Below are 25,721 nucleotides of genomic sequence, written 5' to 3' on the forward strand. Positions count from 1 at the left end.
TAACTCCAAACATGTTGTGATGCAGGACTTGTGATCAGGACTCAAGGTTGATCATGATGTGCTTGATCTCGGTGTATTCCTCGACTGAGTAAATCGACATGTCGTTGCCGTGGCCGGACTGTTTGAAGCCGCCGTGCGGCATTTCGGACACGATCGGCAGGTGGTCGTTGATCCAGACCGTGCCGAACTGGAGCTTGCGGGCTGCGCGCATGGCGCGGCCGACATCTCTGGTGAACACCGATGCCGCTAAGCCGTATTCGACGTCGTTGGCCCATGCAAACGCCTGTTCCTCGTCGCTGAACCGGGTGGTGGTGACGACTGGGCCGAAGACTTCTCTTTGGACGATCTCGGAGTCTTGGGCGGCGTCGACCACCAGCGAAGGCTTGTACCAGAAGCCGGGTCCGTTGCCGAGTCCGCCGACGGCGAGCGTGGCTGGTCCGGTGGCGACCGCACGATCGACGAAGCCCGCCACGCGGTCGCGCTGGCGTTGGGAGATCACCGGGCCCATCTCGGTGGACTCGAGTTCGGGTTGACCCATGGCGACCTTGGATACGGCACGGGTGAGTTCGGAGACGAATTCATCGTAGATTCCGTCGGCGATGTACACGCGCGAGGCGGCCATGCAGTCCTGGCCGGAGTTTCCGTAGCCGCCTTCGCAGATCTTGGTGATCGCCAACTCGGCGTCGCAGTCATCGAACACCAAAACCGGAGCCTTACCGCCCAATTCGAGATGCAGGCGCTTGAGGTTGTCGGCACCGGCGCGAGCCACCACCTTGCCGGTTGCCGTGTCGCCGGTGAGTGAGCTCATCCGCACCCGGGGGTGCGAGGTCAGCGCAGCGCCGACGGTGTCGCCGTGGCCGGTCACGACGTTGAAGACACCGGGCGGGAAGAGGTCGGCCGCCAGTTCGGCCAATCGCAGTGTGGAAAGGGGAGTCTGCTCACTGGGCTTGAGTACCAATGTATTTCCGGTCATCAAGGCCGGGCAGATCTTCCAGATTGCCATGACGAGTGGGAAATTCCAGGGTGCGACGCTGCCCACCACGCCGAGCGGATCTCGTCGGATGATGCTGGTGTGGGTGGGGGAGTATTCGCCGGCGGCGCGACCCTCCAACACCCGGGCGGCGCCGGCGAAGAATCGCATGTTGTCGACGCCGAAGGGAACCTCGTCGCGGGCCACGGCAATGGGTTTGCCCACGTTCGTGGATTCGAGCTGGGCAAACTCTTCTGCGTGGGCTTCCAGTCGGTCGGCCAGTTTCAGCAGAAGTTCCGCCCGCTTTCCCGGGGTGGTGGCTGCCCAGTCATCGAAGGCTTTTTCGGCCGCGGATACTGCGCGGTCCACGTCGATGGCATCACCGAGGGGAACGGTCGCGATCTGTTCGTCAGTGGCGGGGTTGATGACCGCCTCGGTCGCTCCGCTCGCGGCGGGTGCATGGTCGCCCGCGATGTACATGAGATGGCTGTCTGCCATGGTGGGGTTTCTCCAGACTGGTGCCGGCGATCGAAAGAAGGTCGCGGCGTTCGTGTCCAAGTGTTGAACAGTTGACATGATGGACTTAAGCACAGGAGCAACATGTGCGCAAGACAACAGAGCGAACTGTGGGCAGACGAGTCGTCAGCTGGGTTGGCGATGTGGCTGCGGATGGCATCGCCGCGGCAGCAATCTGCGCGTCTGCGGGGCGAAGCAACGCTGCCAGGGCACGCTGCACTGCCGGCGCAGCCGTGCGCTTTCACGCACTGCCCCGCCCGGATGGGCGCCTCTAACCAGCGGTACGAATGGCCAGAATCTTGCGTACCTCGTCGCGGTTCTCGGTGATGATCTCGGCGATCGTGGTTCGCGCCAACTCGGGATCGCGGGACGCAAAGGCGGTGACAATGCGCTGATGTTCCTCTTCGAGAGTGGAGCCGCTCTCGTACTCATGGTGTTCCAGGGACAGTATGAGAAGGAAGTAGCGAAGGTCGCCAAGCAGCTCGTCGTAGAACTTGTTCAACCGCGGACTATTCATCAAACCCACGATCGCACGGTGAATGTCCAGGTCTTTCTCCACGATCGTGCGTGGATCCTCGGTCAGCATCGCGTCCTTGAGGGCTTCCATCGCCGCGTTGAGCTTCGTCAGATCCGTGTCGTACCCCACTGAAGCCGCTGCGGCCGTCTCGAGATGCAGACGCGCGCGATAGATGTCGAGGACCTCCTCGTCGGAGGGATCCCATACCGCCAGGCCACGGTTGAAGACATACCGCACCAGACCCGTCCCCTGCAGCAGGCGAACGGCTTCACGCACTGTATTGCGCGAGATGTTGAGCTGATCGGCGATCACGCTCTCCCTGATGCGCTCGCCCGGCTTGAGTTCTCCTTCGAGAATCATGTCCATCAATCCATCGGCGATTTGTTGCGCACTACTGCGTCCGACGATGCGGATGCGATCTGCCACAGACATAGCGACAGGGTACAACTGTTCAACAGCGAGTATGAGTAGGACGCTGCGGAACGACGGTATCTAGACTCGTCTGCTCTAATGTTCTACAGTTGATCCGCCGGGCCGCGACCCGGACAGCCGATTGAGTTGTCGCTCACGCAGCACGCATCGCCAGCGGTGACGTGTCCCCCGATCGCAAAGGACTTAGATCTCGGATGCCGAACGCCGCCGATAGCCGCCTAGGAGCGTGGCAACGCTCGAAGCGGTCCGTACTTGTGCAGGCGCCGACGCCGTGATCACGTTGTCGGATGAGCTTGCGCAGATCGCCAGGGAGAGCGCGCTCGAGTCAAATGCCGGGAAGTTTCCCGAATGGCAGGTTGTAGCCGAACTCAGCCGTCAGTACGGCCTGACAGGCGAGCTCACTCGCATTCCTACGGAGAAGGATGACACGTTCCGTCTTGCCGCCACCGGCGGCCACTTCCTCGTCAAGATATCTCCAGCTACGGAGAGGACGCAGACGGTCAACCTCCAGTGTGCGGTCATGTTGCATCTGGAGAACTCCGCCCAGGCGATCCCGGCCCAGCGGTTGATTCGCGGCATGCGTGGCCAGGTGGAGTCTGTCGTCATCGACCCCGGCGGCAACGTGCGCGTCATGCGCGTGCTCAGCTATCTCGAGGGTGATCTCATGGCGAAGGTGAAGCCGACTCCTGCTCAATTCGCCGGTGTCGGAGCCATGTTGGCCCGCATGGACTCCGCGCTGACAGACTTTCGCCACCAGGATGAGTCACGGTTGCTCATTTGGGACCTGAAGAACTTCCTGCACCTGCGACCTCTGCTGGAGCTGGTCACCGACCGCGACGATATCGCCATGGCGACATGGATATTCAACCAGTTCGAGGCTGTTGTCACGCCCCGTCTGGAGACGCTCGAAACCCAAATGATCCACGGTGATTTCAGTCCCTTCAACGTCGTTGTCGATCCGCTGTCGGACGGGTTCGTGACGGGGATCATCGACTTCGGCGACGTGGTACGCAGCCCTGTGATATTCGAACTTGCTGTCGCCGTGGCGAACCAGATCGGCGTAGACGAGCAGCGGCCGTGGGACAACGCTCTGCACATCGTGAGCGGGTATCGCGCGGTGAGACCGTTGGCCGACCACGACGTCCAGCTGCTGGCGATCGCCGGCCCCGCACGGCTTCTTCTGCGCGCTTTGGTTTTCGGCTGGCGCGCCCACGTCCATCCAGACAGCCGTGATTACGGATTGTCGCACTCGGCACTCGATTGGACCAGACTGCGCAGCGCGTTATCGGTGGCCAAATCCACCGTCGAAGCGTCGCTGGTGAAGGCCGGTACAACGACGTCCATGACAGGAAAGGACTGACAATGACCAAGGCTGTCGCGTCTAAGGCGTCCGAACCCATGGTGAACGGTTTCGACACGTCGCGCATCGACGAGTTGCCGCCGCGCACCCGCGAACAGGTTGGCGCCCGGGAACGTCTTCTCGGACCCGGCTACCGGCTCTTCTACGAGGACCCGGTCGAAATCGTGCGTGGCGCGGGCACGCTGCTGTACGACGCTGAGGGGAACGACTACCTCGACGTGTACAACAACGTGACAAGTGTCGGCCACTGCCATCCCTACGTCGTCGAGGCGATACATCGTCAACTCTCGACACTGAATACCAACACCCGGTACATCCAGCAGTCGATCCTGAGCTACAGCGAGCAGTTCCTGGGCACCATGCCAGCCGAACTTGGTCATGTCATGTACACCTGCACCGGCTCCGAGGCCAACGATCTCGCCATGCGAGTGGCCCGGTACTACACCGGAGGCGAAGGCATCATCGTCACGTCCGGCGCCTATCACGGACTCACCTCAGACGTGTCCGCGTTTTCGCCATCACTGGGTGTCGGCGTTCCGCTGGGGCCGCACGTGCGCACAATCAGCGCCCCCGATCGTCTCCGCCATGGCGGTGATGAGAACGTGATCGACCTCATGCGCCGAGAGATCCGAGAGGCCATCTCCGACTTGCAACGCCACGGTTTTGGGGTGGCGGCGTTCATCGCGGACATGATCTTCTCCTCCGACGGCATCTATGCCGATCCTGCGGGCTTCCTCCAGCCGGTCATCGACGAGGTCCACAAGGCCGGCGGGTTGTTCATCGCTGACGAGGTGCAACCGGGCTTCGGGCGTACGGGCCAGCACTGGTGGGGCTTTCAGCGACACGGTGTGGTTCCCGACATCATGACGACCGGGAAGCCGATGGGCAACGGTATTCCCATCGCGGCAGCCGCCTTCCGTCCGGAGCTGCTCGTCGAGTTCGGGCGCAACATCCGGTATTTCAACACTTTCGGCGGTAACTCGGTATCTATCGCAGCCGCGCAGGCAGTGCTCGATGTGATCAACGACGAAGCCCTCATCGACAATGCCGACAAAGTCGGCACCTACATCCAGACCGAAATTGCCAAACTGGCCGGCGGCTACGAACAGATCGCCGAGGTGCGCGGTGCGGGTTTGTTCGTCGGTGTGGACATCGTGACCGACCGGGACTCGCTAACTCCCGATGGCGAGGCGACGTTGCGAGTGGTCAATCACATGCGCCGGCGACGCATTCTGATCTCCGCCTCAGGTCCACGCGGCAGTGTCCTCAAAGTCCGCCCGCCGCTGCCGTTCTCGATCAGCGATGCGGACCGGATGCTGGAGAATCTCGCCGTCGTTCTCGCCGAGGAACTTCATTGAACGGTGAAGGCTCGGCCCGGCTCGGCCCGTGCGGACGGCGCAGCCGGTGACGGCGGTACGACACGGTGCCGAAACCATCGACCTGCTCGCGGCCAGCGGCGTCGAGATCGACACCAGCGGTCGGCGCCTTGCCGAGTACAGCTACGACGCATCGAACTACCGGGTCGCGCCGCTAGCCGTCGCGTTTCCGCGCGACTCCCGCGAAGTCAGCCGTCTCATGGCGACGTGCCATCGGGCGGGTGTGCCCATCATCGCCCGAGGCGGCGGAACGTCGATGGCAGGCAATGCGATCGGTAGCGGCGTAGTGATCGATCTGTCGCGGTACATGGGCGCTGTCGTGTCGATCGACGCCGCGAGCCGAACTGCCGTCGTCGAGCCGGGAGCCATTCTGGCCGATCTCGCCGAAGACGTCCAGCGCGCCACGGGCAACCGGCTGACCTTTGCCCCGGATCCCTCAAGTAAGAACCGCGCCACCGTCGGAGGATCAATAGGCAACGACGCGTGCGGAAATCACTCCGTTCGCTACGGTCGCACCGGCGACCATGTGGTGTCACTCGACGTGGTACTCGCCGACGGAACCCGCCTCACTGCCACCCGCACCGCGCTGCGGGCGACCGATCCCAAAGATGCGGTTGCCGCTGCGCGGGCCAGCGACCTGTCGGCCGGGCTCCGGGCTCTAGCCGCTGAGTACATGCCGCAGTTCCGTCTGGAACTGGGTCGCATTCCCCGGCAGGTGTCGGGCTTTCATCTGGCGAATCTCCTACCGGAGAACGGCTTCGATGTCGCGCGCGCACTCGTCGGCAGCGAAGGGACGTGCGCGATCGTGGTGGGTGCCACCGTACGGCTGGTCGAGGTGCCGCCGTCGGCGCTACTGATGATCGTGGCCTATGACGACATCGTCGACGCCGCACGCGACGTCACGACGATCCTGCAGTACTCGCCGGCCGCGATCGAAGGCATTGACGAGCAGATCGTGGCGACGATGAGGGCTCGGCGCGGCCAGGACTCGGTTGCTGAGCTGCCCGCCGGGCGAGCCTGGCTCTACGTCGATCTCGACGGCGACGACGAAGCCGTCGTTGCGGCGCAGGCGAAGAAGCTTCGAGAGGACCTGAGGGCGAACGGGCGCGCCCTCGACTGCCGCGAAGTTCGCGATCCTGCTGAGCGCAAGAAGCTATGGCGCGTTCGTGAAGATGGGGCAGGGCTGTCATCGCGGCTGGAGTTACCCGACGGGTCGAGCGTCACCTCGTGGCCGGGCTGGGAGGACTCAGCGGTCGCTCCAGAGGATCTCGCCGACTACCTTGCCGACTTTCGGCTGCTGCTTGAGCGGTTTCACCTCATCGGTGTCATGTATGGCCACTTCGGGGCCGGGTGCATGCACATCCGCATCACGTTCGACCAGAAAACCTCCGAGGGACGTAAGGTGATGTCGGCCTTCCTCACCGCGGCCGCACGCCTGGTCGTCAAGCACGGCGGAACACTGTCCGGAGAACACGGGGACGGCAGGGCTCGCTCCTATCTTCTGCCCGAAATGTATTCCCCGACCATGATGGAAGCCTTTGCCAAGTTCAAGCATCTCTTCGACCCCACGAACATTCTGAACCCTGGCGTGATCGTCGATCCGGCGCCGGTCACCGAGCAGCTGGCCCTGGCCGACATTCCACCGCTGCCGTGGCAGACGACGTTTGTTCTGCACGATGCGAACGGGAGCGGGACCGGAGCGTTCGCCGAAGCCGTTCAGCGCTGTATCGGCGTGGGGCGGTGCCGATCCCATGGCAGTGGGGTGATGTGCCCCAGTTATCGCGCCACCGGCGATGAGAAGGACTCCACTCGCGCACGCGCCCGTGTGCTTCAGGACATGATTCGCGGCGCAACCAGCGTGGAGCAGGGCTGGGCTTCTGAGGATGTGCGTGAGGCACTGGATTTATGCCTCTCGTGCAAGGCCTGCTCCTCGGACTGCCCGACGGGTGTGGACATGGCGACATACAAGGCCGAATTCTTCGATCACCACTACCGCGGACGGATCCGCCCAATGGCGCATTACTCGCTGGGCTGGTTGCCTCGCTGGTTGGCAGTCACGTCGCGGGTGGCGCCGCTCGTCAACGGTGTCCTGGCAACTCCGCTGCGTCCGGTCGGTCTGCGTCTTGGTGGTCTGACCACCGAACGGACACTTCCGCGCTTCGCTTCCAAGCGTCAGCTCGGCCGCGAGTTGACGTCCAACCAGACGGGGCAGCGCGATGTGGTGCTCGTCGTGGACTCCTTCACCAAGGGGTTCCGGCCTGAGGTCGCCGGGGCCGCCCTTCGGGTCGTCGAGGACTCCGGACATCGTGCGGACGTCCGCACCGATATCTGTTGCGGATTGACCTGGATCTCCACCGGTCAACTCCGACAGGCGCGAAAACGTCTGGTCCACACTGCTGCTGCTCTCGATGACGGTTCGGAGCGTCCCATCATCGTCACCGAGCCGAGTTGTGCAGCAGCTCTGCGCAAAGACCTGCCCGAACTCGTCGACACGGCTGCCGCGCAGCGGGTGGCACGACGCGTCCGAAGCTTCGCCGAACAGGTCAGTGCACAATGCGACCGCGGCTGGACACCACGCGCGACGCTGCCGTCCTCTGTCACCGTGCAGACCCACTGTCACGAGTACGCCGTGTTTGGTGCTGCAACGCAGCGGCGTGCGCTGGAGGCGGCCGGAATCGCGAACGTCCGCGAGGCGACCGGGTGCTGCGGTGTGGCCGGCAACTTCGGCTTTGAGCGCCAACACTTTGACGTCAGCATGGCCGTCGCCGAGCAGGCCCTCGCGCCGGCCTTGCGGGCTGACCCGGACGCCGTCGTGCTCACCGACGGGTTCAGCTGCCACATGCAGGCCCGGCAACTCACTGACAACCCCGCGCCGAATGCTTCCTCACATCTGGCGCAGATCCTTGACCCCCGTATCGCACAGGAGCTACTCGAATGACCGCACCGACGACCAGTCCCTGCCCGACCGCCCTCCGCACCGGGATCGCGTCGATTCCCACCGGGCTGTTGATCGGGGGGCGCTGGCGTGAAGCCGTCGGCGGCAAGGTCTTCGAGGTCGAGAATCCCGCTACGGGTGAAGTGCTCGCCGCCGTCGCCGACGCCAGCCCTGCCGACGGGGACGCCGCGCTGGCGGCTGCGGTGGCCGCGCAACCATCCTGGGCGCGCACTGCACCGCGGCAGCGGAGTGAGATCTTGCGCCGCGCCTACGATTTGGTGATGGCCCGGCAGGATTGGCTGGCAGAGGTGATGACGTCGGAGATGGGTAAACCGCTCGCCGAGGCCAGAGGTGAAGTGGCCTACGCTGCTGAGTTCCTCCGGTGGTTCTCCGAGGAAGCCGTCCGCATATCCGGTGATCACACGACCACCGGAGATGGGGCGAACCGAATCATCGTGACCCGCGAACCGGTCGGACCCTGCGTCCTCATCACTCCGTGGAATTTTCCCTTGGCCATGGGGACCCGCAAGATCGCGCCAGCGGTAGCCGCCGGGTGCACCATGGTTCTCAAGCCTGCACCTCAAACCCCGCTGACCTCGTTGGCCCTGGCCGTGATCCTGCAGGAAAGTGGACTCCCCGAGGGTGTTCTGAATGTCGTGAACACCACTGATGCGGCAGCCGTGGTGGAGCGCTGGATGGCGAGCGGCAAAGCCCGCAAAGTGAGTTTCACCGGCTCCACCGGAGTAGGCAAGGTCCTCCTGCGACAAGCGGCCGAGACGGTGATGCGTTCCTCCATGGAACTGGGCGGGAACGCACCGTTCATAGTGTGCGCCGACGCCGATCTCGACACCGCCGTCGACGGTGCCATGGCAGCCAAGATGCGCAACATGGGTGAGGCATGCACGGCAGCGAACCGGATGTACGTTCACCGCGACATTGCTGCTGCGTTCTCCCAACGGCTCGCGGCACGGATGGCAGCGCTGAAGGTGGGCAACGGACTGGACGACGAAACCGAGGTGGGACCGCTGATCGACGCCGCCGGCCGCGCGAAAGTGCAACGGCTCGTTGACGATGCGTTGCAGCGTGGCGCAACCGCGCTCACGGGCGGCCGACTACCGGACGGGCCCGGATACTTCTATCCGCCGACCGTCCTTGCAGACGTGTCCGGCGACTCCGAACTGATGACCACCGAGGTTTTCGGACCGGTGGCACCGGTCATCCCGTTCGACGACGAAGATGAGGTGATCACGCTCGCCAACGACACCGACTGGGGTTTGGTGGGCTATCTCTTCACCCAGGACATCGACCGAGCATTCGACCTGAGTGAGCGTCTCGAAGTCGGCATGGTGGGTGTAAATACCGGGGTGGTGTCCAACCCGGCAGCGCCTTTCGGTGGGGTGAAGCAGTCCGGCCTCGGGCGTGAAGGCGGGAAAGTCGGTATCGATGAGTTCCTGGAGTACAAATACCTCGCGGTGCCTCGACGCAAGGGTCACTGACGACCGGCGCGATGACCTCACGTGCATGAATTCCGGAGACGAGCCGACGGTCGCCGACTGGAAGGAGGCGACGTACGCAGAGGTGCTGACCGCGCTGACCGTCAACCGTCGCCGGACGGACTTCGTGTTCATCGGGGTAGACGGACGTCGCGAGTCGGGGAAGTCCACCTCGCGACGCGGCGCGGAAATTCTCATCGTCGAAGGTGTTGGCGCGTGCCGAGAACAACTGCATCCGTGGTTCGATGCCGCGGTTTGCAGCGGTGTCGAGCGCGCTACAGCGAGCGCAGGAAGTCCAGCAGTGCCGCGTTGACCTCGTCCGGCCGTTCCTGCGGTAGCCAGTGTCCCGCTCCGGGGTAGATCCGCACGTCCCGCAGACCCGGCACCTCGGCGTGCATCCGGTCCAGAGCCTTCGCCGTGTTGCCACCGATGAGGTCGTGTTCACCGGCGAGGTAGAGGGCGGGTTGTCGGATCGCCGAGCCGAGGAACGGCGCGAGGATGGCAGGCGTCGCGTCGAGGTTGCGGTACCAGTTGAGGCCACCGCGGATGCCGTTGCGGGCGAGTTCGGCGACCCAGATCCGGATGTCGTCCTCGGTGATCCAGCCGGGCAGGGTGGCGGGGGCCGGCAGCTGTTCGATGAAGGTCTCGCCGCGCGGGAAGTGTCCGTCCCAGCCGGACTCGCGCACGCCGTCGGTGACGACGTCTCCGCTGATGCTGTAGAGGAAGCCGCGTAGGAAGGACTCGAGATCGGCGTTGATCTCGGCGTCCGCGACGTCGGGTTCCTGGAAGTACAGCCGGTAGTAGTCGGCGTCGGATGCCTTGGCGCGCATCAGGTCACTGACCGTCAGCCCCTCGGGTAGACATCCCGTCGGCGCCTGGTACGGGACGCTGAGGGCGGCGACGGCCCGGAAGATGTCGGGTCGCATCAGCGCGCAGTACCATGCCACCGGCGCTCCCCAGTCGTGGCCGACGACGACGGCATCCGTCGCGCCGACCGCCGTAACGACGCCCACCACGTCGGCCACCAGGTGCGACAGGGAGTAGGCAGCGACGTCGGCGGGCGCGTCGCTGCGGCCGTAGCCACGCATGTCGAGGGCCACCGCCCGGAAGCCGGCCGCTGCCACCGCGGGCAGCTGATGGCGCCACGAGTACCACGACTCGGGGAAGCCATGGCAGAAGACGACCAGCGGGCCTTCGCCGGCCGAGACCGTGTGCAGGCGGATGCCGTTGACGGTCAGGTCGGCGTGGTCGAACTGGTTCTCGCTCAACGTCATTGCGGCTTCTTCCGGGCGTGGAACTCGTCGGCGTAGAGCTCCTGGAAGTTGGGTTCACCGGTGTGCGCGGTGAGCCCACCGTCGGCGACGAGGTTGGCGCCGGTGATGAAGCTGGCGTCGTCCGATGCGAGGAAGGCAATGACGCTGGCGATCTCGTCGGGCATCCCCACCCGGCCCATCGGGATGTTCCGTTCGTACACCGGCTTCATGTTCGGATGGTCCATCATCCCGCCGGGGTGGCTGTTCACCGGTCCGGGACATACCGCGTTGACGCGAATACCCTGGCGCGCGTGGTCGATTGCCATGTTGCGGGTCAGGTTGACCACCGCTCCCTTGGCCGTGCAGTAGGCGACCAGACCGTAGTTCCCGGCGAGGCCAGAGATCGACGCGGTATTGACGATGTTGCCGCGGGTGGCGGCCAGGTGGGGGATGGCGGCGCGGGAGCCGTAGTAGACGGAGTCGAGGTCGACCGCCATGATGCGGCGCCAGTCGACGGGCTCGACGTCCACGACGGTACCCATGGTGATGGCACCGGCGTTGTTGACCAGGACGTCGAGCTGGCCGAACCGCTCCACCGCGTGCTCGATCATGGCGGTGACCTGCTGCTCGTCGGAGACGTCGGTGACGCGGGTGGCGAGCCGGGCGTCACCGAACTCGTCGGCGAGCCGGGTCAGTCCCTTGGGGTTCACGTCGCACGCGAGCACCGCCGCCCCCTCGGCGAGGAACCTTCGCACGGTGGCGGCGCCGATGCCGTGACCGCCACCGGTCACGACGGCCACCTTGCCTCGGTGTCGGATCTCATCCACGGGCTACCTCCTTCGGTTGTCCCGCGACGCCCGTCACGACGAGTGCGGCCTCGACGATGTGACGGCTGCTCATGCCCAGAAGGTCGGCGGTATAGTCCGGAGATCCGAAGGGCGGGAACACGTCCGGCACGCCAACGGGCCTCACCGGGACAGTAACCCCGCGGCGCGCCAAGGCCTCGGCGACCGCCGAGAACAGGCCGCCGATGACCGAGTGGTTCTCCGCCGTGACCAGCCGGCCGGTGCGGGCGGCCAGGTCGGCGACCGCGTCACCGTCGAAGGGCTTCAGGGTGCTCGCCCGCAGCACGGCCGCATGAACGCCCGATGTGGCCAGGACATCAGCGGCGATGAGCGCTTCGCCGACGCGGTCGCCGCTGGCGATGATGCCGACGTCGGCACCGTCCCGCAGGAGGGCCGCCCTGCCCAGCTCGAACGGCGGCATCTCCACGATGCGTTTCGCGGACGCCCGATTGAACGGTTGCCGAAGATAGACCGGCCCGTCGTAGTCCAGGGCCACCGTGAGTGCCTCCGCCGCTTCGGCCGGATCGGCGGGGTCGATGACGATCATGTTCGGCACGGCCCGCCAGACCGCGAGGTCGTCGATGGCGGTGTGCGACGGCCCGAACGTCGCCGAGATGCCCGGGGTGGCGCCGATGAGCTTGACATTGGCCCGGGGTAGCGCGATCTGCATGATCGCGAAGTCGAGCGCGCGGCGGGCCAGGAAGGCCGCGAACGTCGTTGCGACGACCGTCAATCCGGCGCGCGCCAAGCCGGCGGCGGTCATCACCAGATTCTGTTCGGCCATCCCCACCTCGACGTAGCGGTCCGGGTAACACTTGGCGAAGGCCGTCAGGTCGGTGTACTTCTTCAGGTCTGCGGACACAGCGACGATGTCGTCGCGCTCGGCGGCGGCGTCCAGCAGGGCCTGACCCCACGGTCCGGCCTTGCTCCGCAGCCCCATCGCGGCGGCCGCACCGGTGTGCTGGTTCACAGACCCTCCTCGATCTCACGTTGCGCCGTTACCCATTCGTCGGCGCTCATGCGGACGAAGTGGGCGTTGGGCCGGTTCTGCAGGCTGGGTGCACCCTGCGCGAGGCGGGTGTGTGCGATCAGCGCGCGGGGTCGTGCACCCGCATCCCGATCGGCGGCGGCGAAGGCATCGAGGAGCGCGTCGACGTCGTTGCCATCGACGTCGTGGGCCCACCAGCCGAAGGCTCGGAACTTGTCGGCGAGCGGTTCGACTTCGAGGACGAGGTCGCCGTCGGCCTGGGTGCGGTTGACGTCGACAATGGCGGTGAGGTTGGACAGCCCGCGGGCGCCGGCGAACATCGCGGCCTCCCACGTCGACCCCTCCTGCGTCTCCCCGTCAGACATGTAGTCGAACACCCTCGCCGAATTGCCGCGGTACCGGAGCCCCCACGCGAGTCCACCTGCGACGCCGAGTCCTTGGCCCAGTGATCCTCCGGCGAACTCCATCCCGGGTACGTCACCGGGCTCGGCGCCGAGCGTGAGCGCGCTGCCGTCGGCGCCGTAGGTGCGCAGTTCGTCCACCGTGAGCAGCCCGTGTTCGGCCATCGCGGCGTAGTGCGCCAGTCCGTAGTGCCCGACCGACAGCAGTAGGCGGTCCCGCGCTTCGTCGTTCTGCGTTCCGGGAGACCAGTTCAGTTCCCGGAAGTACAGCACCGCGAACAATTCCGCCGATTGCAGCGCCTGACCGATGTAGGCCTCGCCCTTGCCGCGGGCGGCACACAGCGCGTGGAGTCGCAGCCGGCGCGCGACGGCCCGAAGGTCGGCGGCGTCGCGCATGGGATGCGCCGCGAGGATCGTCTGTTCCACCATGAGTGCATACAACCGGTTGCAGTCGGTGGACGTCAACAACGTGTGGCGATGGGTGACGCTCTGGAGCTAGCTGTCTCCGTAATAAGTCGCCCGACAATATGATTCAGCATATCTTGGCGAGGACTTCAATGGAGTCGGCCAGCGTACTCGTCACTGTGACGGGTTACGCCACCTCAATCACAGGGGATGCCGGCTCAGGTGTCGTTGTAGCAGCACCCCGACCAGCTCGGGCTCCTCCTGGAGGAGCCAGTGCCCGGCGTCCAGCTCGACGAACTCGTGCGGGCCTACGACGTATCCATGACCGACGTCGACGGCCATTCGACTGACGTAGGGGTCGCGGTTGCCCCAGATGAGCATCGTCGGCAGGGAAACCGGCGCGAACTCCAGCGACGTACCGTCGAGCACGGTCATGTGCCCGTTCGTCGCGCGGTACCAGTTGAGCGCAGCGGTCAGCGCACCGTCCTGCCCGAGGACGGCGAGGTACTGCTCGACGAGTTCCTCGTCGTGCGCGGTCCACACGTCGCGCAGCCGGGCGAATGCGTCTGCCGACCAGAATGATTCGACGATCTGACCCGGGGCCTGCACGGCACCGAGGAAGTCCCGGTAGGCCTGCACCGCCGGATCGTCGCGCGTGGCCTCGGCGAAGCCGCGATAGTGCGGGATGGACAGGCTGACGTAGGAGGCGATCCGCTCCCCATCGTCGAGGTCGACCGCGCACCAGCCCGCCGCCGCCCCCCAGTCGTGCCCGATCAGGTGGAAGCGGTCGAATCCCGCCGCGTCGGCGACGTCGAGGACGTCCTGCCCCAGGTGCCGGTGGTCGTAGGCGGCGACGTCGTCGGGCCGAGCGCCGGGGCTGTAGCCCCGCTGATCGAAGGCGAGGCACCGATAGCCCTGGCGGGCAAGCAGATCCATGGCCGGTATCCACATCGCCGAGGTCTCTGGCATGCCGTGCAGCAGGATCACCGGCTCGCCGTCCGTTCCGGAGGCCAAGGCCTCGAACGTCAGTCCCGCCGCATCGATCGACGTCCTCGTCACCGTGGTCCCCATGGGGCCTCCGCGCATCATCACCAGTGGATACAACCGGGTGTAGTCAGATGGCGTCAACACCCACCGGTCTCGACGCCGAGGCGGCGGATGTGCTCGCCGATGCTCGCCTGCAGCCGCTGCTGCCCGTCAGGCGACAGCCCCGAGGCAGAGGCGATCCACACGCCGAACAGCGCCCAACCCAGCGTGAGGGCGCTGCGGGCGGCCACGGCGATCCGGCCCTCCTCGGCCGAGAGCCCGTGCCGACCGGCGATGGCCGGGCCCAGCAAGTCGTACACCGGCAGCGACGTCGGCAGCAGCGTCGGCTCGACGCCTTCGAGGATCAGCCGCCCGACGATCTGCGTCTCCAACTGGAACGACCGCCTCGACAGGTAGGCGTCAAAATCATCGTTGGCTCGCAGGTGCGTGGCGTTCTCCTCGGCCAGCGCACTCAACGCAGCGTGCAGCAGCTGACCCTTCGACCCGAAGTACCGGCTGATCATGCCGTGGTTGACGTTGGCGCGCCGCGCGATCGAACGGATCGACGCGCCGCGGAACCCGACAGCCGCGAATTCATCGGTGGCCGCGGAAACCAGCGAGCCGACGATGGCCTCGCGACCCGACGGGCGTCGTGGGGTGACCTTGCGCTTGCCCTGTGGCGCTGAGGAATTCGCCTCATCGAGCGCTCTGGCGTGTTCGGCGTCGGACGGCGAGGTGGCGGTGGGCCAACGGGACGCGCGGCGCGCTTCCCAGGCCCGCTGCCGGTGCGACGGTCGGCAGTAGCGGCCGACCGGACCGCGCCCGCTCCTCGCCTCGAACCGCTCCCCGCACCATTCGCACACCCCGGTTCGCGCACCCGTCACAGTGACGAGTATGCCGAAGCCAGTCTGTGTGCGTCATCGAGTACCCGATGGCCCGGGTTCGGTGTCACCGGGGGGCGGCAACGATATCGAAAGCCCCGGCGCTCGGTTGGCGATCGCCCGGTCGTGTGCACGGCGCACCCAGCCGGGCACGTAACGGCTGACGCTGGGGCGTGGATCGTTACGGCCGTGGTAGAACAATCTACGTAGATACTACGTAGATTGTTCCTCTGCGATGAAGTTCAAGGGAGCGAAAGGACCGCACCATGAACCCTGTGACGCGAATTCTGCTGACCGCTTTTCTCGCCATCACGGTCGCGATTGGTGCTGGTGTGTACTTTTCGGCCAGGGACGGTCGATCTGCGGCAACCTCGGCGGCAGAGGGTGGCCCGCAGGTGGTCCGTGAGAACAGTCATCGTCTGAACTCCGCGCCGGATGGTGACGTGACGTTCGTCGAGTTCCTCGACTTCGAGTGCGAGGGCTGTCGCGCGGCGTACCCGGCCGTCGAGCAGCTCCGCGCTCAGTACGGCCAGCGAGTCAGCTTCGTTGCTCGTTACTTCCCGATGCCTGGGCACTTCAACGGGGAAAGGGCTGCTCGCGCAGTGGAGGCGGCAGCTCAACAGGGTCAGTTCGAGCCGATGTACAAGATGATGTTCGAAACGCAGGATCAATGGGGAGAGAAGCAGGTACCTGCCGACGACGTATTCCGGGCCTTCGCAACCGAACTTGGTCTGGATATGGCTGCCTGGGACCAGGCGTACGACTCCCCGGCGACACTCGACCGCATCCAAGAGGATGTCGCAGACGGCACTGCACTCGGCGTCCAAGGCACGCCGACGTTCTTCATCAATGGGGAAGAAGTTCAGATCCAGACCTACGCCGACCTCGGCACCGCGATCGACAAGGCTCTCGCCGAGTAGCCGAGCACGTGCCCGGTCAGGCCGGTTCGGGCCCGTCGGTCGACGCGGGTTCGGGTTCCAGCAGTCGCCGCACCGCCGCTCGTTGGCCATAGGGCTGCAACATCCCACTGGCCGGGCGAGGGCGAACGAGTAGCGGCCACCAGAACCAGCGTCCCAGCAGAGCCGCGATCGACGGCGTCATGAACGACCGCACGATCAGCGTGTCGAACACCAGGCCCATGGCGATCGTCGTACCGATCTGCCCGAGGACCACCAGGTCGCTGAACACGAACGACGCCATGGTGGCGGCGAACACCAACCCGGCCGCGGTGACCACCGCACCGGTGCCCCCCATGGCGCGGATGATGCCGGTGTTCAGGCCCGCACCGATCTCCTCCTTGAACCGGGATATCAGCAGCAGGTTGTAGTCGGCACCCACCGCCAGCAGCAGGATGATCGCCAGCGCGGGCACGATCCAGTACAGCTCGATGCCGAAGATGTACTGCCACACGAGGACCGACAGGCCCAGCGATGCTCCCAGCGACAGCACGACGGTCCCCACGATCACCACCGCCGCGACGAAGCTGCGGGTGATGAAGATCATGATCAGCAGGATCAGGGCGATGGCCGCCAGCGCGGCGATCATCAGGTCGTAGGTCGAACCCTCCTGAATGTCCTTGTACGTCGACGCCGTGCCCGCAACGTAGATCTTCGCATCGGACAGCGGTGTCGCCTTGATCGCGTCGAACGCCGAGTCCCGCAGGGCGTTGATATGCGAGATGCCCTCCGGCGTCGCGGGATTGCCCTCGTGAGTGATCGTCATGCGAGCGGCTTTGCCGTCCGGCGACATGAACAGCTTGAGGCCGCGCTTGAAGTCGGCGTTGTCGAACGCCTCCGGTGGCAGATAGAACGAATCGTCGTTCTTCGCGTCGTCGAACGCCTTGCCCAGTGCGGTGGCGTTCTCCAGCGCTTCCTGGCTCTGCGCGTTGGTGCCGCCGGTGGTGGCGTAGTTCGATTGCAGCAGTTCCCTGTTGGCTTTCTGCACGTCGATCTGCGGCGGTATCAGTGAGACCAGTTGCGGCTGGAGGGCATTGAGCTTGTCAAGGCTGGCCGTGATCTTGCCGAACTGATCACTGAGCTGGGAGATGCCGTCGAGTGAGTCGAACACCGATCGCAGCGCAGCGCACGACGGGATGTCGTAGCAGTGCGGTTCCCAGTAGAAGTAGTTGCGCAGCGGCCGGAAGAAGTCGTCGAAGTTGGCCAGGTTGTCGCGTACCTCGTTGATGGTGGCGACGGTCTCGTGGAACGCCTGGACCTGCTCGTCGGTGGCCGCGGCGCTGGCCTGCTGCAGCCTGAGTTGCTGCTCCAGAATGTCGATGGACCTGCTGGTCTGGTCGACCTGGCTCAGGATGTCGCGGGCCCTGTCCTCCTGGTAGCTCAGGTTCATGATCTGGCCGGCACTCTGGGCGCTGATCTGAAACGGTATGGAGCTGTGGGTGATCGGGGTGCCCAGCGGCCGGGTGATCGATTGCACCAGCGCGATGCCGGGCGTGTGCAGCACGGCCTTGGCGACGCGTTCGAGGATCAGCATGTCCGACGGATTGCGCATGTCGTGATCGGATTCGATCATCAGCAGTTCCGGGTTGAGGCGGGCCTCGGAGAAATGCCGCGCCGCGGCCGTGTAGCCGACGTTGGACGGCGCGGTATCCGGAAGGTAGGGCCGGCCGTCGTAGCTGATTTTCGCTCCCGGCAGCGCGACGACGCCAATGGCTGCGATGGCCAGCGACACGACGAGAATGGGTCCGGGCCACCGAACGATCGATGTGCCGACGCGGCGCCACCCCGTGGCGCGCTTTCGGCGTTTGGGTTCCAGCAGTCCGAACCGGCTGGCGATCACGACCACCGCGGGCCCCAGGGTCAGGGCCGCGACCAGCGTCACCAGCACGCCGAGTGCGGCTGGCACGCCCAGGGTTTGGAAGTACGGTAGCCGGGTGAAGTAGAGGCAGGCGACAGCGCCGACAATCGTCAGGCCCGAGCCGACGATCACGTGGACGGTCCCACGGAACATGTCGTAGTACGCCTCGTCTCGGTCCAGGCCACGATTTCGCGCTTCCTGGTACCGACCGACGAGGAAGATGGCGTAGTCGGTTCCCGCCGCGATGGCCAGCAGCGTAAGGAGATTGGTGGCGTATGTGGACAGGCCGATGACGCCCGTGTGTGCCAGCACAGCGACGATGCCTCGGGCTGCCATCAGTTCGACGGCCACCACCACCAGCATGATGAACATGGTGACCAGCGACCGGTAGACGATCAGCAGCATGAGCGCGATGACGGCGAAGGTGATCGCGGTGACCAGATGGGTGCCCTCGTTGCCCACCTCGAAGTTGTCGGTGATGGTCGGCGCGGCACCGGTGACGTAGGCCTTGACCCCGTCCGGGGCAGGTGTGTCCGCGACGATGTCGCGGATGCTGTCGACGGACTCGTTGGACAGTGCTTCGCCCTGGTTGCCCCGCAGGTAGACCTGAACCAGGGCGGCCTTGCCGTCCTTGCTCTGTGAGCCGCCCGCCGTCAGCGGGTCACCCCAGAAATCCTGGACGTGCTCGACGTGCGCGGTGTCCTCGTTGAACTTCTTGACCAGGACGTCGTAGTAATCGTGCGCCGCCTGGCCCAGCGGTTGGTCGCCTTCGAGGACGACCATTGCCGCGCTGTCGGATTCGAACTCCTCGAACTTCTGCCCGATGTGCCGCATGGCCATGATCGACGGTGAGTCCGCGGCGTTCATGGCCACCGAGCGCGCCGCGCCCACGACTTCCAACTGAGGCGACACGATGTTGGTTACGACGGCCACAGCGATCCACACCAACAGGATCGGCAGCGCGAGCGCGTGGATGAGTCGCGCAGGCTTGGAGTGCACGGGGGAGTCCTGGCGGTGCTCGCTCATGCCGACTTGTCCAGGCAGGCGATGTATCCGTTCACGTTGCTGGTGGACCTCTCGTCCTTGACGATGCCGTTGACCGTGATCCGGCAGGTGATCGGGGTGGCGTCGCCCTGGGCGCGTAGGTCCGCGAAGAGTGTGGGGTCATCGGTGACCAGGTTGTGCGACCACGGCAGCGGCACGTCGTCGACGCGCTGCGGCTGAGCGTTCTCGTCGAGGTAGTTGATGGTGGCAGTGGTACCGGGGCTGCCGAAGACTTCGAACAGGACCCTCTTGGGGTTGTATCCCGTGTTCTCCAGCGAGTCGGCGGCCGGCCGCGAGGTCTCGTCGGTGGAGCCGAAGATGCCCTGGAGGCGGTCGATGCTGAACACGACGACGGCGATGACCAGGACGGCCACCAGAACCGTCCAGTGGCGCTTCATCACTCCGACCATCGAAAACCGCCCACCGAGAAGCCTTCCGACGTCCGTCGCGTGCGGCCGTCCGCACCACGATCAATACGGCCCAAGAGCTGAGCCGGACGAAACGGTACGGTACCGTTCGGGTTGTTGCAACCGCAGCAGCAGGCGTCTCGCCTGCACGTATCGAACATTCGGTGACAGCTGGCGTCGCTTTGGAGGTACGCCGGCGAACATTGGGGAGAATCGAGGGTGTGACTCGCATGGCGACCCCCCGCGCTCTGGCTCAGCTCAAGCCGCGCTGGACCGAGCGCGAAGCCGAACTACTCGCCGTGACCCTGCGCCACCTGCAGGAACATGGCTACGAGCGGTTGACCGTCGAGACCGTGGCCACCGCTGCGCGCTGCAGCAAAGCGACGATTTATCGGCGCTGGCCATCGAAGGAGCGGCTCGTGCTCGCCGCATTCATCGAAGGCACCAACTGTGCGGAGGTGCCGCCGCGCACCGGATCGTTGCGCGGGGACCTCATTCACATCGGATCGGTGATCTGCGAGCAGTCGTCAGAGCACGCCAGCACCATGCGCGCCGTCCTGATGGAACTGGATCGAAGCCCCGAGCTGGCCGAGGCCTTCGAAACGGAGTTCGTCCTGCAACGCCGGGCGGTGTACGACGAGGTGCTCGCCGCGGCCGTCGACCGCGGTGAGATCGACGCCGACGCCATCAACAGCGAGATCCAGGACCTGCTCGCCGGGTACCTGGTATTTCGTTTCCTGGTTTCGAGACGACCTCCGACGAGGGACACGGTCGTGGCGATGGTCGACGACGTGATCATCCCCAGTCTCACCCGCAATCGCCGACCTTGGCCGCGATGACGGCTGCGGCGGCGCCGCGCCTGGTGACAAAAGAAACGGCCCCCGGAGACACTCCGGGGGCCGCTTTGATGCTGCTACGCCATCAGTACTCAGGACTTCTGCGCAGCCTTCTGACGCGCTTCCTGAGTCTTGGCCTCGGCGCGAGCGGTCTCGGCCTCGGCCTCTTTCTTCGCAACGTCTTTCTCGGCCTCAGCCTTGTCCTGCTGCGCCTTGCCTTCTTCCTGCAGTCGGTCGTTGCCGATGAGAATGCCGACAACTTGCTTGGCCAGGCCGACGCTGCCGTCGACGAGGGCGCGCAGAGCCGCGATCGGACCGCTGTTGTTGCTCATATCGAATCCTTCCTTGGTGCACCGCAGAGGTTCTGGACGGGCCCTTGAGGCGGTGCTGAACGGATGTAGGGCTGGAAAAACTAATTCCCACCTGCGCTTGCAAATGCACGCAGTTGTTAGCAGCGTCTCATTTTGTTTGGCGGCGGACGAAGACGGAACTGGTCCAGTACGCCGCGTCCGCTGTCACGCAACCAGCCGCGACAGCGCGCAACACGGGTCCCGCGGTGTGCTACCCGTGCGGGTCGCCGGGCTGTGAACATGGACTTGGGAGAGATACCCGAGCGATGACCGATACACCCGATCAGAAGTCGTACTGCGAGATGGTGTTGACGTCAGCTTCCAGTGCGGCATTCCCGACGAAGACGTTGTCGTAGCCGTCGAGTTTGGTCAGTGCGTCGTAGCCGGGGACGGCCAGATCGGTGCCGGCCTCGATCCTCTCGCCCTGGATGAGCATCAGCGCAATCTGCAGCTGGGCCTCCCCGGCCATCGCCGGATCCCAGAAGAAGATCTTGTCGATCGCGCCGTCGGCGAAAAACGGCGCTGCCACCGAGGGCACCGCTGTTCCCATCACGCATGTCCGGTCCTGCGCACCCGCATCTCGAACGGCGCGGGCGATACCCGGGACATCGGTGCTCGCCGCGCCCTGAAATCCCGTGAGAGTCGGGTACTTCGCCAGCAGCTCCCTGGCCTTCACGTAGGCGGTCGGCTCGTCGTTACCGGTTTCGACGGGGTCTTCGATGCGGGTCATGCCGGGAAAATCGGCCAGCTGCATGTCATGCGCGGCGTCTATCCATTGCATGTGCGTGGTCATGGTCACGCTGCCGACGAATTGGACATATTCGCCGTGCCCGCCCATGCACTGGGCGAGGCTTTGGATCGTCTGCCTGCCGAAGGCGGCGTTGTCGAAGGCCTCGATATCGATGTCGGCGTTCTTGATTCCGGTGGCTTCGTGGGAAACGACGGTGATGCCCTGCGCACGAGCCTGGCCGAGAACATCCTCCACGGCTTCTACCGAGTTGGGCACCACGGTGATGGCGGTCGGGCGCCGCGGGATCAGGTCCGCGATGAGCTGAACCTGCTTTTGCGGGCTGGTGTCGTCGGCGCCTTCCTGACTCGTGTGGACGCCGGTGCGTGTCGCAAATCTCTCGACGCCCACGGCCATTCGGTTGAACCACGGGATTCCGTCGACTTTCACGACGTTGACCATTGTCATGTCAGAGGGATTCGGAGAGGCATGGGTGATGCCGGTGGACGCGGCAAACAGCATCATCATCGCGCTTGCTGTGACTAGACGTGCAGCTCGATTGCGTTGCATTCACCGCTCCATTCGTGGACCCAGACGGGCTCAGTACCAGACTTGCCTACTTCGGTCCTCGATAGAGCAGGATTGCCGTCTTCCGCCGTCGGCAAGGTGCTGAACCCACCCGGTCGTGAGGCGGATCGCGTTTCGCGGCGTCGAAGCACCGCTCCCGCCGTGGCGGGTGCGACTCAGTCTCGCAACCTCGCCAGCAGGGGGTTGAAAGGACTGGCCACCACCTGCCCTGGTTCGGCGCCAGGGATGAACTTGCGCCAGTCGCCGCTGACCATGGTGGGGTTGGGCACCACCCGGGTGCCATCGGCGAAGTACGTCGTCGCCAGCACCACTCGTGCGGTGGTGGTCCGGTTCGCGCCCGCGTTGTGGAAGCAGCCGGCGGCGTGGAAGCTCACCTCGCCCGCCGCGAACGGCCCGTCCTCGACCGGAACTGCATGTGCGCGAAAGATTTCCGACACCCTACGGTCGTACGACGTTCCGTGCTTGTCGAATTCGACATCGGCGACCAGGGCTGCGACGTCGGCACCACAGGCGAAGGCCAGCGGCCCCATCTCACGCGGGGTGGGCTGCAATGGAATCCATGCTGTCAGCACATCGGGTGAGTCCAGTGGAAAGTGGTGGGCGTCGTAGTGCCACGGCGTGCGGCCCGCGCCAGGCTCCTTCGACAATGCGTTGTCATGGTAGAGCCGCACCTGACGGGTGCCGAGCAGCGCAGCGCTGATGCCGCCTATCCGAGGCGACAGCACCGCCGCGCGAATCAGGTCGTCCTCCAGCCACATCATCTCGCGACTCTGGAATCCCACTGCGGCATCGACGGATTCGTCGAGCATCTTCCGCAGCCGAGCCCGCAACCGCTCCACCGTGCCGGGCGACAGCACCCCGGGCAACTTGATGAAGGCGTCCGACCGGAACTGCTGGATCTGCCCGTTCGTGAGCGAGTAGGGCTCGGCGAGTTCGGCTGCCACCTCGTCGTCGGACGGCAGCGGGCCAGGATCGTGAGAAGGCGGGTCGACGAGCGGACCGTCGGGCGCTGGGCCGTCGGCCAGCGACATGTACCAGTCCCACCACTGGTCGTTGCCTCGGTCCCATTCGACGGCGACGTCGGACGGCGTACCCGCCGCCGTCGACTCGGACAGGTATGGATTACGAATCATGGCTGCTGCCAGGTGATCAGGTGGGCTTCATGCTGGAACTCGTAGGCGCCGTCGATACCGCGGCAGCCGGCCAGATACGCGCCGAGCACCTCGCTGGCCTCCATCTGGTCCAGCGACACCGCGTCGTCGAACGCGCAGCGTTGCAGGAATCCTTCGGCCACTGCGCGATCGGACGTGCCGGTGCGGTAGGGCAGCACCTGGATCTCCACTCGCGCGCCGGCGGCGCGAAGTGCCGCTGCGACGTCTTCGGCGTCGGTGTAGGGCGTGGCGTCGGGCGCGAACGAGGTGCAGTAGGCGTCGTAGAAGGTCAGGTAGTGCGAACGGGACGACGCCTGCGCGACGGCACCGAATCCACCGGGTCGCAGTGCCGCAACCATTTTCGCGACGCCGGCGCCGAGTTCGGCGGGCGGCAGCGCGTACAGCGCATGCGTCGCCCAGGCGACGTCGTAACCGGTGCCGGTGAAATCCTGCAGAAATACTTCGTGCTCACCCGCGGCGGCGAACGGCGGGACAAGCGCCCCGCGCGCCTCGGCGATGCTGAACGCGGAGGGGTCGAGCAGATCGACGTCGACAACCGGTCGTGCGGGCAACCCCGCAGCGAGCAGCGCGGTCGGGAACTTCCCGCTCCCGCACGCCACGTCAAGCAGCCGGACCCGACCGTCGACCGCGTGCCTGGCCAGGTCGGAGCTCCACGGTCGGGCAGCGGCCAATTGCCGGTAGTCCTCGGTGGCCAGGGCGTAGAACGCTTCCATCTCCGACCGGCCGGCCTCACTCCAGTGGTCCAGGCTGCGCTGCGCGGTATCGGGTCGGCTCACCGGTCCAGCCAACCACGGATCCGGGGTGCTGTTTCTTACGCAACAGTGTCGGCCTCGAAGATCGTTGGGTTCGCGGGGGTTTCCGGTGGACACTGGCGTCGGTGACAGTGATGGGGCCGCCCCTGCCCCTTGACGGACTACGGGCACAGCTCCTGGATCGGCCTGCGCTACCTGCGCTGTCGCCGCAGCGATACGCACACACCCACTCGGTGTACGAGGCGGCGAGCGATCAGCGCCCGAAACTGCAGTCGTGGCTGGCCACCGCATTGCCGCCGATGCTTCCCGGTCGCGACCCCGTACGCGTCGTCGGCGTCGGCGTCGGCGACGGAAGTGTCGATGCGCCGCTGGCCGCCGCGCTCGCCGCAGACGGCCGCCGAGTGCACTACACCGGGGTGGAACCACACCGCCCCTCGGCCGCGGCGTTCACCACCCGGCTCGCCGCGCTCGACGTCGCGACACTGACACCGGCCGTCGTCGTCGGAGAGTTCGCCGATCACGACGCCGGTCCGCCCGCCGACCTGCTGCACTTCGTGCATTCGCTGTATTACGTCGCCGACTTGTCGGCGGCGCTGGACCACGGGTTGAGCATGGTCAGGCCCGGCGGGCTGCTGGTGGCCGCCGTCGCACCGCTGCGGCCGCTGTGCGTGCTGACCGAATTGCTCTGCCCCTGGGCCGAGCTGACACCCTGGTTCGCCGAGGATGTCCACGCGCAGCTCGAGCTGCGCGGTCTGTCCGCGAGGACCGACACCGAGACCATCGTCGGACACCTCGACGTGCGCGAGGCCTTGAGTGACTCGCTCGGTCGTGGTGAGGCTGTGCTGGACTTCCTCATCGGAGCCCGTTCGCGTGCCCTCGAATCCGAATCCCGCGAGTGGTTGTTCGACTACCTGCGCGAGATCTCGCTGCCAGGGCGCCCCGGCGTGCTGCCCCACCCTGTCGACGTCATCGTCACCCGGGTGCCCTGAATCTGTAAGCTGCGGTGAGCGTTTCATCGGTGAGTCGCGGATTCACGCTGCTCACCACGCGAATCTCGCCTCCAAGGCATCGAAGCTGCGTGCTAGCTCCTGTTCGGGAAGGGGTGTGCCGTCCGATGCCGCCATCAACACCCCGACGATGGCGCCGGCGATGGCCTGACGGTCGGTGAAGGCGACTCCTTCCCCGAGCCGCTGAGTCAGGGCATCGGTGAGAAGTCGTATCAGGGTGACGTACTCCGAGTAGAGCAATCCGCGCGCCTCGGGCGCCGAGTAAAGCAGGTGCTGGCTGACGATCGCGTCCTGACGATCCTCCTCGGTCAGTCCGGCGAAGTACTCCTTCACCGCGAACCTGTAGGCCGCTACCGGGGACAGCTCCCGCGGGGCGTTGACGAAAGCAGTGACGATGGGCGTGAACTGGTCGCAGATCAGCACGGCCTCTTTGACCCCGAAATAGCGATAGAACGTGCGAGGGGAAACCTCGGCACGCTCGGCGATCTGTTCGACAGTCGTGTTGCTGTAACCCTGGTCGAGGAACAAGCGCAACGCGGCCCGGCGAATCGCCCTCTGAGTCTTGGTTCTCTTGCGTTCACGCAAGGTGGGTGCGGCTTTCGACGGTTGCACGCCTCCAGTATCGC

The 25,721-nt window shown here is 65.5% G+C and carries 23 protein-coding genes; 8 read left to right on the forward strand and 15 right to left on the reverse strand.

Translation table 11 applies throughout. The features are described from left to right. Positions 1–34: 34 nt before the first annotated feature. The gene (locus EL337_RS07840; RefSeq protein WP_083442934.1) at positions 35–1,468 is read right to left on the reverse strand and encodes a gamma-aminobutyraldehyde dehydrogenase; all 1,434 of its coding nucleotides are present in this window, start codon (positions 1,466–1,468) and stop codon (positions 35–37) included. Positions 1,469–1,757: 289 nt separating this feature from the next. Further along, positions 1,758–2,435: a GntR family transcriptional regulator gene (locus tag EL337_RS07845; RefSeq protein WP_048630438.1), complete on the reverse strand. Its 678-nt coding sequence runs from the start codon at positions 2,433–2,435 to the stop codon at positions 1,758–1,760. A gap of 226 nt (positions 2,436–2,661) precedes the next feature. Here EL337_RS07845 and EL337_RS07850 point away from each other — a divergent pair, with 226 nt between their 5' ends. The 5 genes from EL337_RS07850 to EL337_RS07870 are packed head-to-tail and all read left to right on the forward strand — an operon-like array spanning position 2,662 to position 9,912. Beyond that, complete coding sequence (locus EL337_RS07850; RefSeq protein WP_083442935.1) at positions 2,662–3,795, forward strand: phosphotransferase; 1,134 nt, start codon at positions 2,662–2,664, stop codon at positions 3,793–3,795. Positions 3,796–3,833: 38 nt separating this feature from the next. Beyond that, positions 3,834–5,153 carry an aspartate aminotransferase family protein gene (locus tag EL337_RS07855; RefSeq protein ID WP_197724261.1) on the forward strand — a complete coding sequence of 440 codons (1,320 nt, stop codon included), beginning with the start codon at positions 3,834–3,836 and terminating at the stop codon, positions 5,151–5,153. Between the two features lie 28 nt (positions 5,154–5,181). Continuing rightward, positions 5,182–8,109 carry an FAD-binding and (Fe-S)-binding domain-containing protein gene (locus EL337_RS07860; protein WP_232786690.1) on the forward strand — a complete coding sequence of 976 codons (2,928 nt, stop codon included), beginning with the start codon at positions 5,182–5,184 and terminating at the stop codon, positions 8,107–8,109. After that, a complete protein-coding gene (locus EL337_RS07865; RefSeq protein WP_048630440.1) occupies positions 8,106–9,602 on the forward strand; it encodes an NAD-dependent succinate-semialdehyde dehydrogenase in 1,497 nt (498 codons plus the stop codon). The genes EL337_RS07860 and EL337_RS07865 overlap by 4 nt, the downstream gene beginning before the upstream one ends. Before the next feature lie 25 nt (positions 9,603–9,627). After that, positions 9,628–9,912 carry a hypothetical protein gene (locus tag EL337_RS07870; RefSeq protein ID WP_048630441.1) on the forward strand — a complete coding sequence of 95 codons (285 nt, stop codon included), beginning with the start codon at positions 9,628–9,630 and terminating at the stop codon, positions 9,910–9,912. On the opposite strand, the gene EL337_RS07875 is transcribed toward EL337_RS07870, so the two are convergent. From EL337_RS07875 to EL337_RS07900, 6 genes are all read right to left on the reverse strand, one after another. Further along, complete coding sequence (locus EL337_RS07875; RefSeq protein ID WP_048630442.1) at positions 9,875–10,873, reverse strand: alpha/beta fold hydrolase; 999 nt, start codon at positions 10,871–10,873, stop codon at positions 9,875–9,877. The genes EL337_RS07870 and EL337_RS07875 overlap by 38 nt on opposite strands. Beyond that, positions 10,870–11,679, reverse strand: coding sequence for a meso-2,3-butanediol dehydrogenase (locus EL337_RS07880; RefSeq protein WP_197724201.1), 810 nt, complete (start codon positions 11,677–11,679; stop codon positions 10,870–10,872). The genes EL337_RS07875 and EL337_RS07880 overlap by 4 nt, the downstream gene beginning before the upstream one ends. Beyond that, positions 11,672–12,667: a transketolase family protein gene (locus EL337_RS07885; protein WP_048630443.1), complete on the reverse strand. Its 996-nt coding sequence runs from the start codon at positions 12,665–12,667 to the stop codon at positions 11,672–11,674. Before EL337_RS07885 ends, EL337_RS07880 begins: the two co-directional genes overlap by 8 nt. Next, complete coding sequence (locus EL337_RS07890; RefSeq protein WP_197724202.1) at positions 12,664–13,515, reverse strand: transketolase; 852 nt, start codon at positions 13,513–13,515, stop codon at positions 12,664–12,666. Before EL337_RS07890 ends, EL337_RS07885 begins: the two co-directional genes overlap by 4 nt. A gap of 177 nt (positions 13,516–13,692) precedes the next feature. Then, entirely contained in the window at positions 13,693–14,562 is an 870-nt protein-coding gene (locus EL337_RS07895) for an alpha/beta fold hydrolase (protein ID WP_157866282.1), read from the reverse strand. 53 nt (positions 14,563–14,615) lie between these two features. Continuing rightward, on the reverse strand, positions 14,616–15,401 hold the full coding sequence (locus EL337_RS07900) for a TetR/AcrR family transcriptional regulator (protein ID WP_048630445.1): 786 nt from the start codon (positions 15,399–15,401) through the stop codon (positions 14,616–14,618). 263 nt (positions 15,402–15,664) lie between these two features. Here EL337_RS07900 and EL337_RS07905 point away from each other — a divergent pair, with 263 nt between their 5' ends. Further along, positions 15,665–16,318 (forward strand): DsbA family protein, encoded by a 654-nt coding sequence (locus EL337_RS07905; RefSeq protein ID WP_048630446.1) that lies wholly within the window; start codon positions 15,665–15,667, stop codon positions 16,316–16,318. A gap of 16 nt (positions 16,319–16,334) precedes the next feature. Here EL337_RS07905 and EL337_RS07910 read toward each other — a convergent pair whose 3' ends face one another. Both EL337_RS07910 and EL337_RS07915 read right to left on the reverse strand, forming a co-directional pair. Beyond that, positions 16,335–19,238: an MMPL/RND family transporter gene (locus EL337_RS07910; protein ID WP_048630447.1), complete on the reverse strand. Its 2,904-nt coding sequence runs from the start codon at positions 19,236–19,238 to the stop codon at positions 16,335–16,337. Next, positions 19,235–19,666: an MmpS family transport accessory protein gene (locus tag EL337_RS07915; RefSeq protein WP_048630448.1), complete on the reverse strand. Its 432-nt coding sequence runs from the start codon at positions 19,664–19,666 to the stop codon at positions 19,235–19,237. Before EL337_RS07915 ends, EL337_RS07910 begins: the two co-directional genes overlap by 4 nt. A 227-nt stretch (positions 19,667–19,893) precedes the next feature. Between EL337_RS07915 and EL337_RS07920 the strand changes: the two genes are divergently transcribed. Beyond that, positions 19,894–20,502 carry a TetR/AcrR family transcriptional regulator gene (locus tag EL337_RS07920; protein ID WP_048630449.1) on the forward strand — a complete coding sequence of 203 codons (609 nt, stop codon included), beginning with the start codon at positions 19,894–19,896 and terminating at the stop codon, positions 20,500–20,502. 89 nt (positions 20,503–20,591) lie between these two features. Here the strand turns inward: EL337_RS07920 and mbp1 are convergent, their stop codons facing one another. The 4 genes from mbp1 to EL337_RS07940 all read right to left on the reverse strand — a co-directional run bounded on the left by mbp1 (position 20,592) and on the right by EL337_RS07940 (position 24,112). Next, on the reverse strand, positions 20,592–20,831 hold the full coding sequence (gene mbp1, locus EL337_RS07925) for a microaggregate-binding protein 1 (RefSeq protein ID WP_048630450.1): 240 nt from the start codon (positions 20,829–20,831) through the stop codon (positions 20,592–20,594). A 301-nt stretch (positions 20,832–21,132) separates the two neighbouring features. Continuing rightward, entirely contained in the window at positions 21,133–22,104 is a 972-nt protein-coding gene (locus EL337_RS07930; protein WP_232786691.1) for a substrate-binding domain-containing protein, read from the reverse strand. A 215-nt stretch (positions 22,105–22,319) separates the two neighbouring features. Beyond that, positions 22,320–23,297 (reverse strand): phytanoyl-CoA dioxygenase family protein, encoded by a 978-nt coding sequence (locus tag EL337_RS07935; RefSeq protein ID WP_048630452.1) that lies wholly within the window; start codon positions 23,295–23,297, stop codon positions 22,320–22,322. Continuing rightward, the gene (locus EL337_RS07940) at positions 23,294–24,112 is read right to left on the reverse strand and encodes a class I SAM-dependent methyltransferase (protein ID WP_048630453.1); all 819 of its coding nucleotides are present in this window, start codon (positions 24,110–24,112) and stop codon (positions 23,294–23,296) included. The genes EL337_RS07935 and EL337_RS07940 overlap by 4 nt, the downstream gene beginning before the upstream one ends. Positions 24,113–24,222: 110 nt before the next feature. Between EL337_RS07940 and EL337_RS07945 the strand changes: the two genes are divergently transcribed. Continuing rightward, a complete protein-coding gene (locus EL337_RS07945; protein ID WP_327407032.1) occupies positions 24,223–25,077 on the forward strand; it encodes a methyltransferase in 855 nt (284 codons plus the stop codon). 51 nt (positions 25,078–25,128) lie between these two features. On the opposite strand, the gene EL337_RS07950 is transcribed toward EL337_RS07945, so the two are convergent. Next, the gene (locus EL337_RS07950; RefSeq protein ID WP_048630455.1) at positions 25,129–25,707 is read right to left on the reverse strand and encodes a TetR/AcrR family transcriptional regulator; all 579 of its coding nucleotides are present in this window, start codon (positions 25,705–25,707) and stop codon (positions 25,129–25,131) included. Positions 25,708–25,721: the final 14 nt, after the last annotated feature.

Source organism: Mycolicibacterium aurum, from assembly GCF_900637195.1.
GTDB lineage: Bacteria > Actinomycetota > Actinomycetes > Mycobacteriales > Mycobacteriaceae > Mycobacterium > Mycobacterium aurum.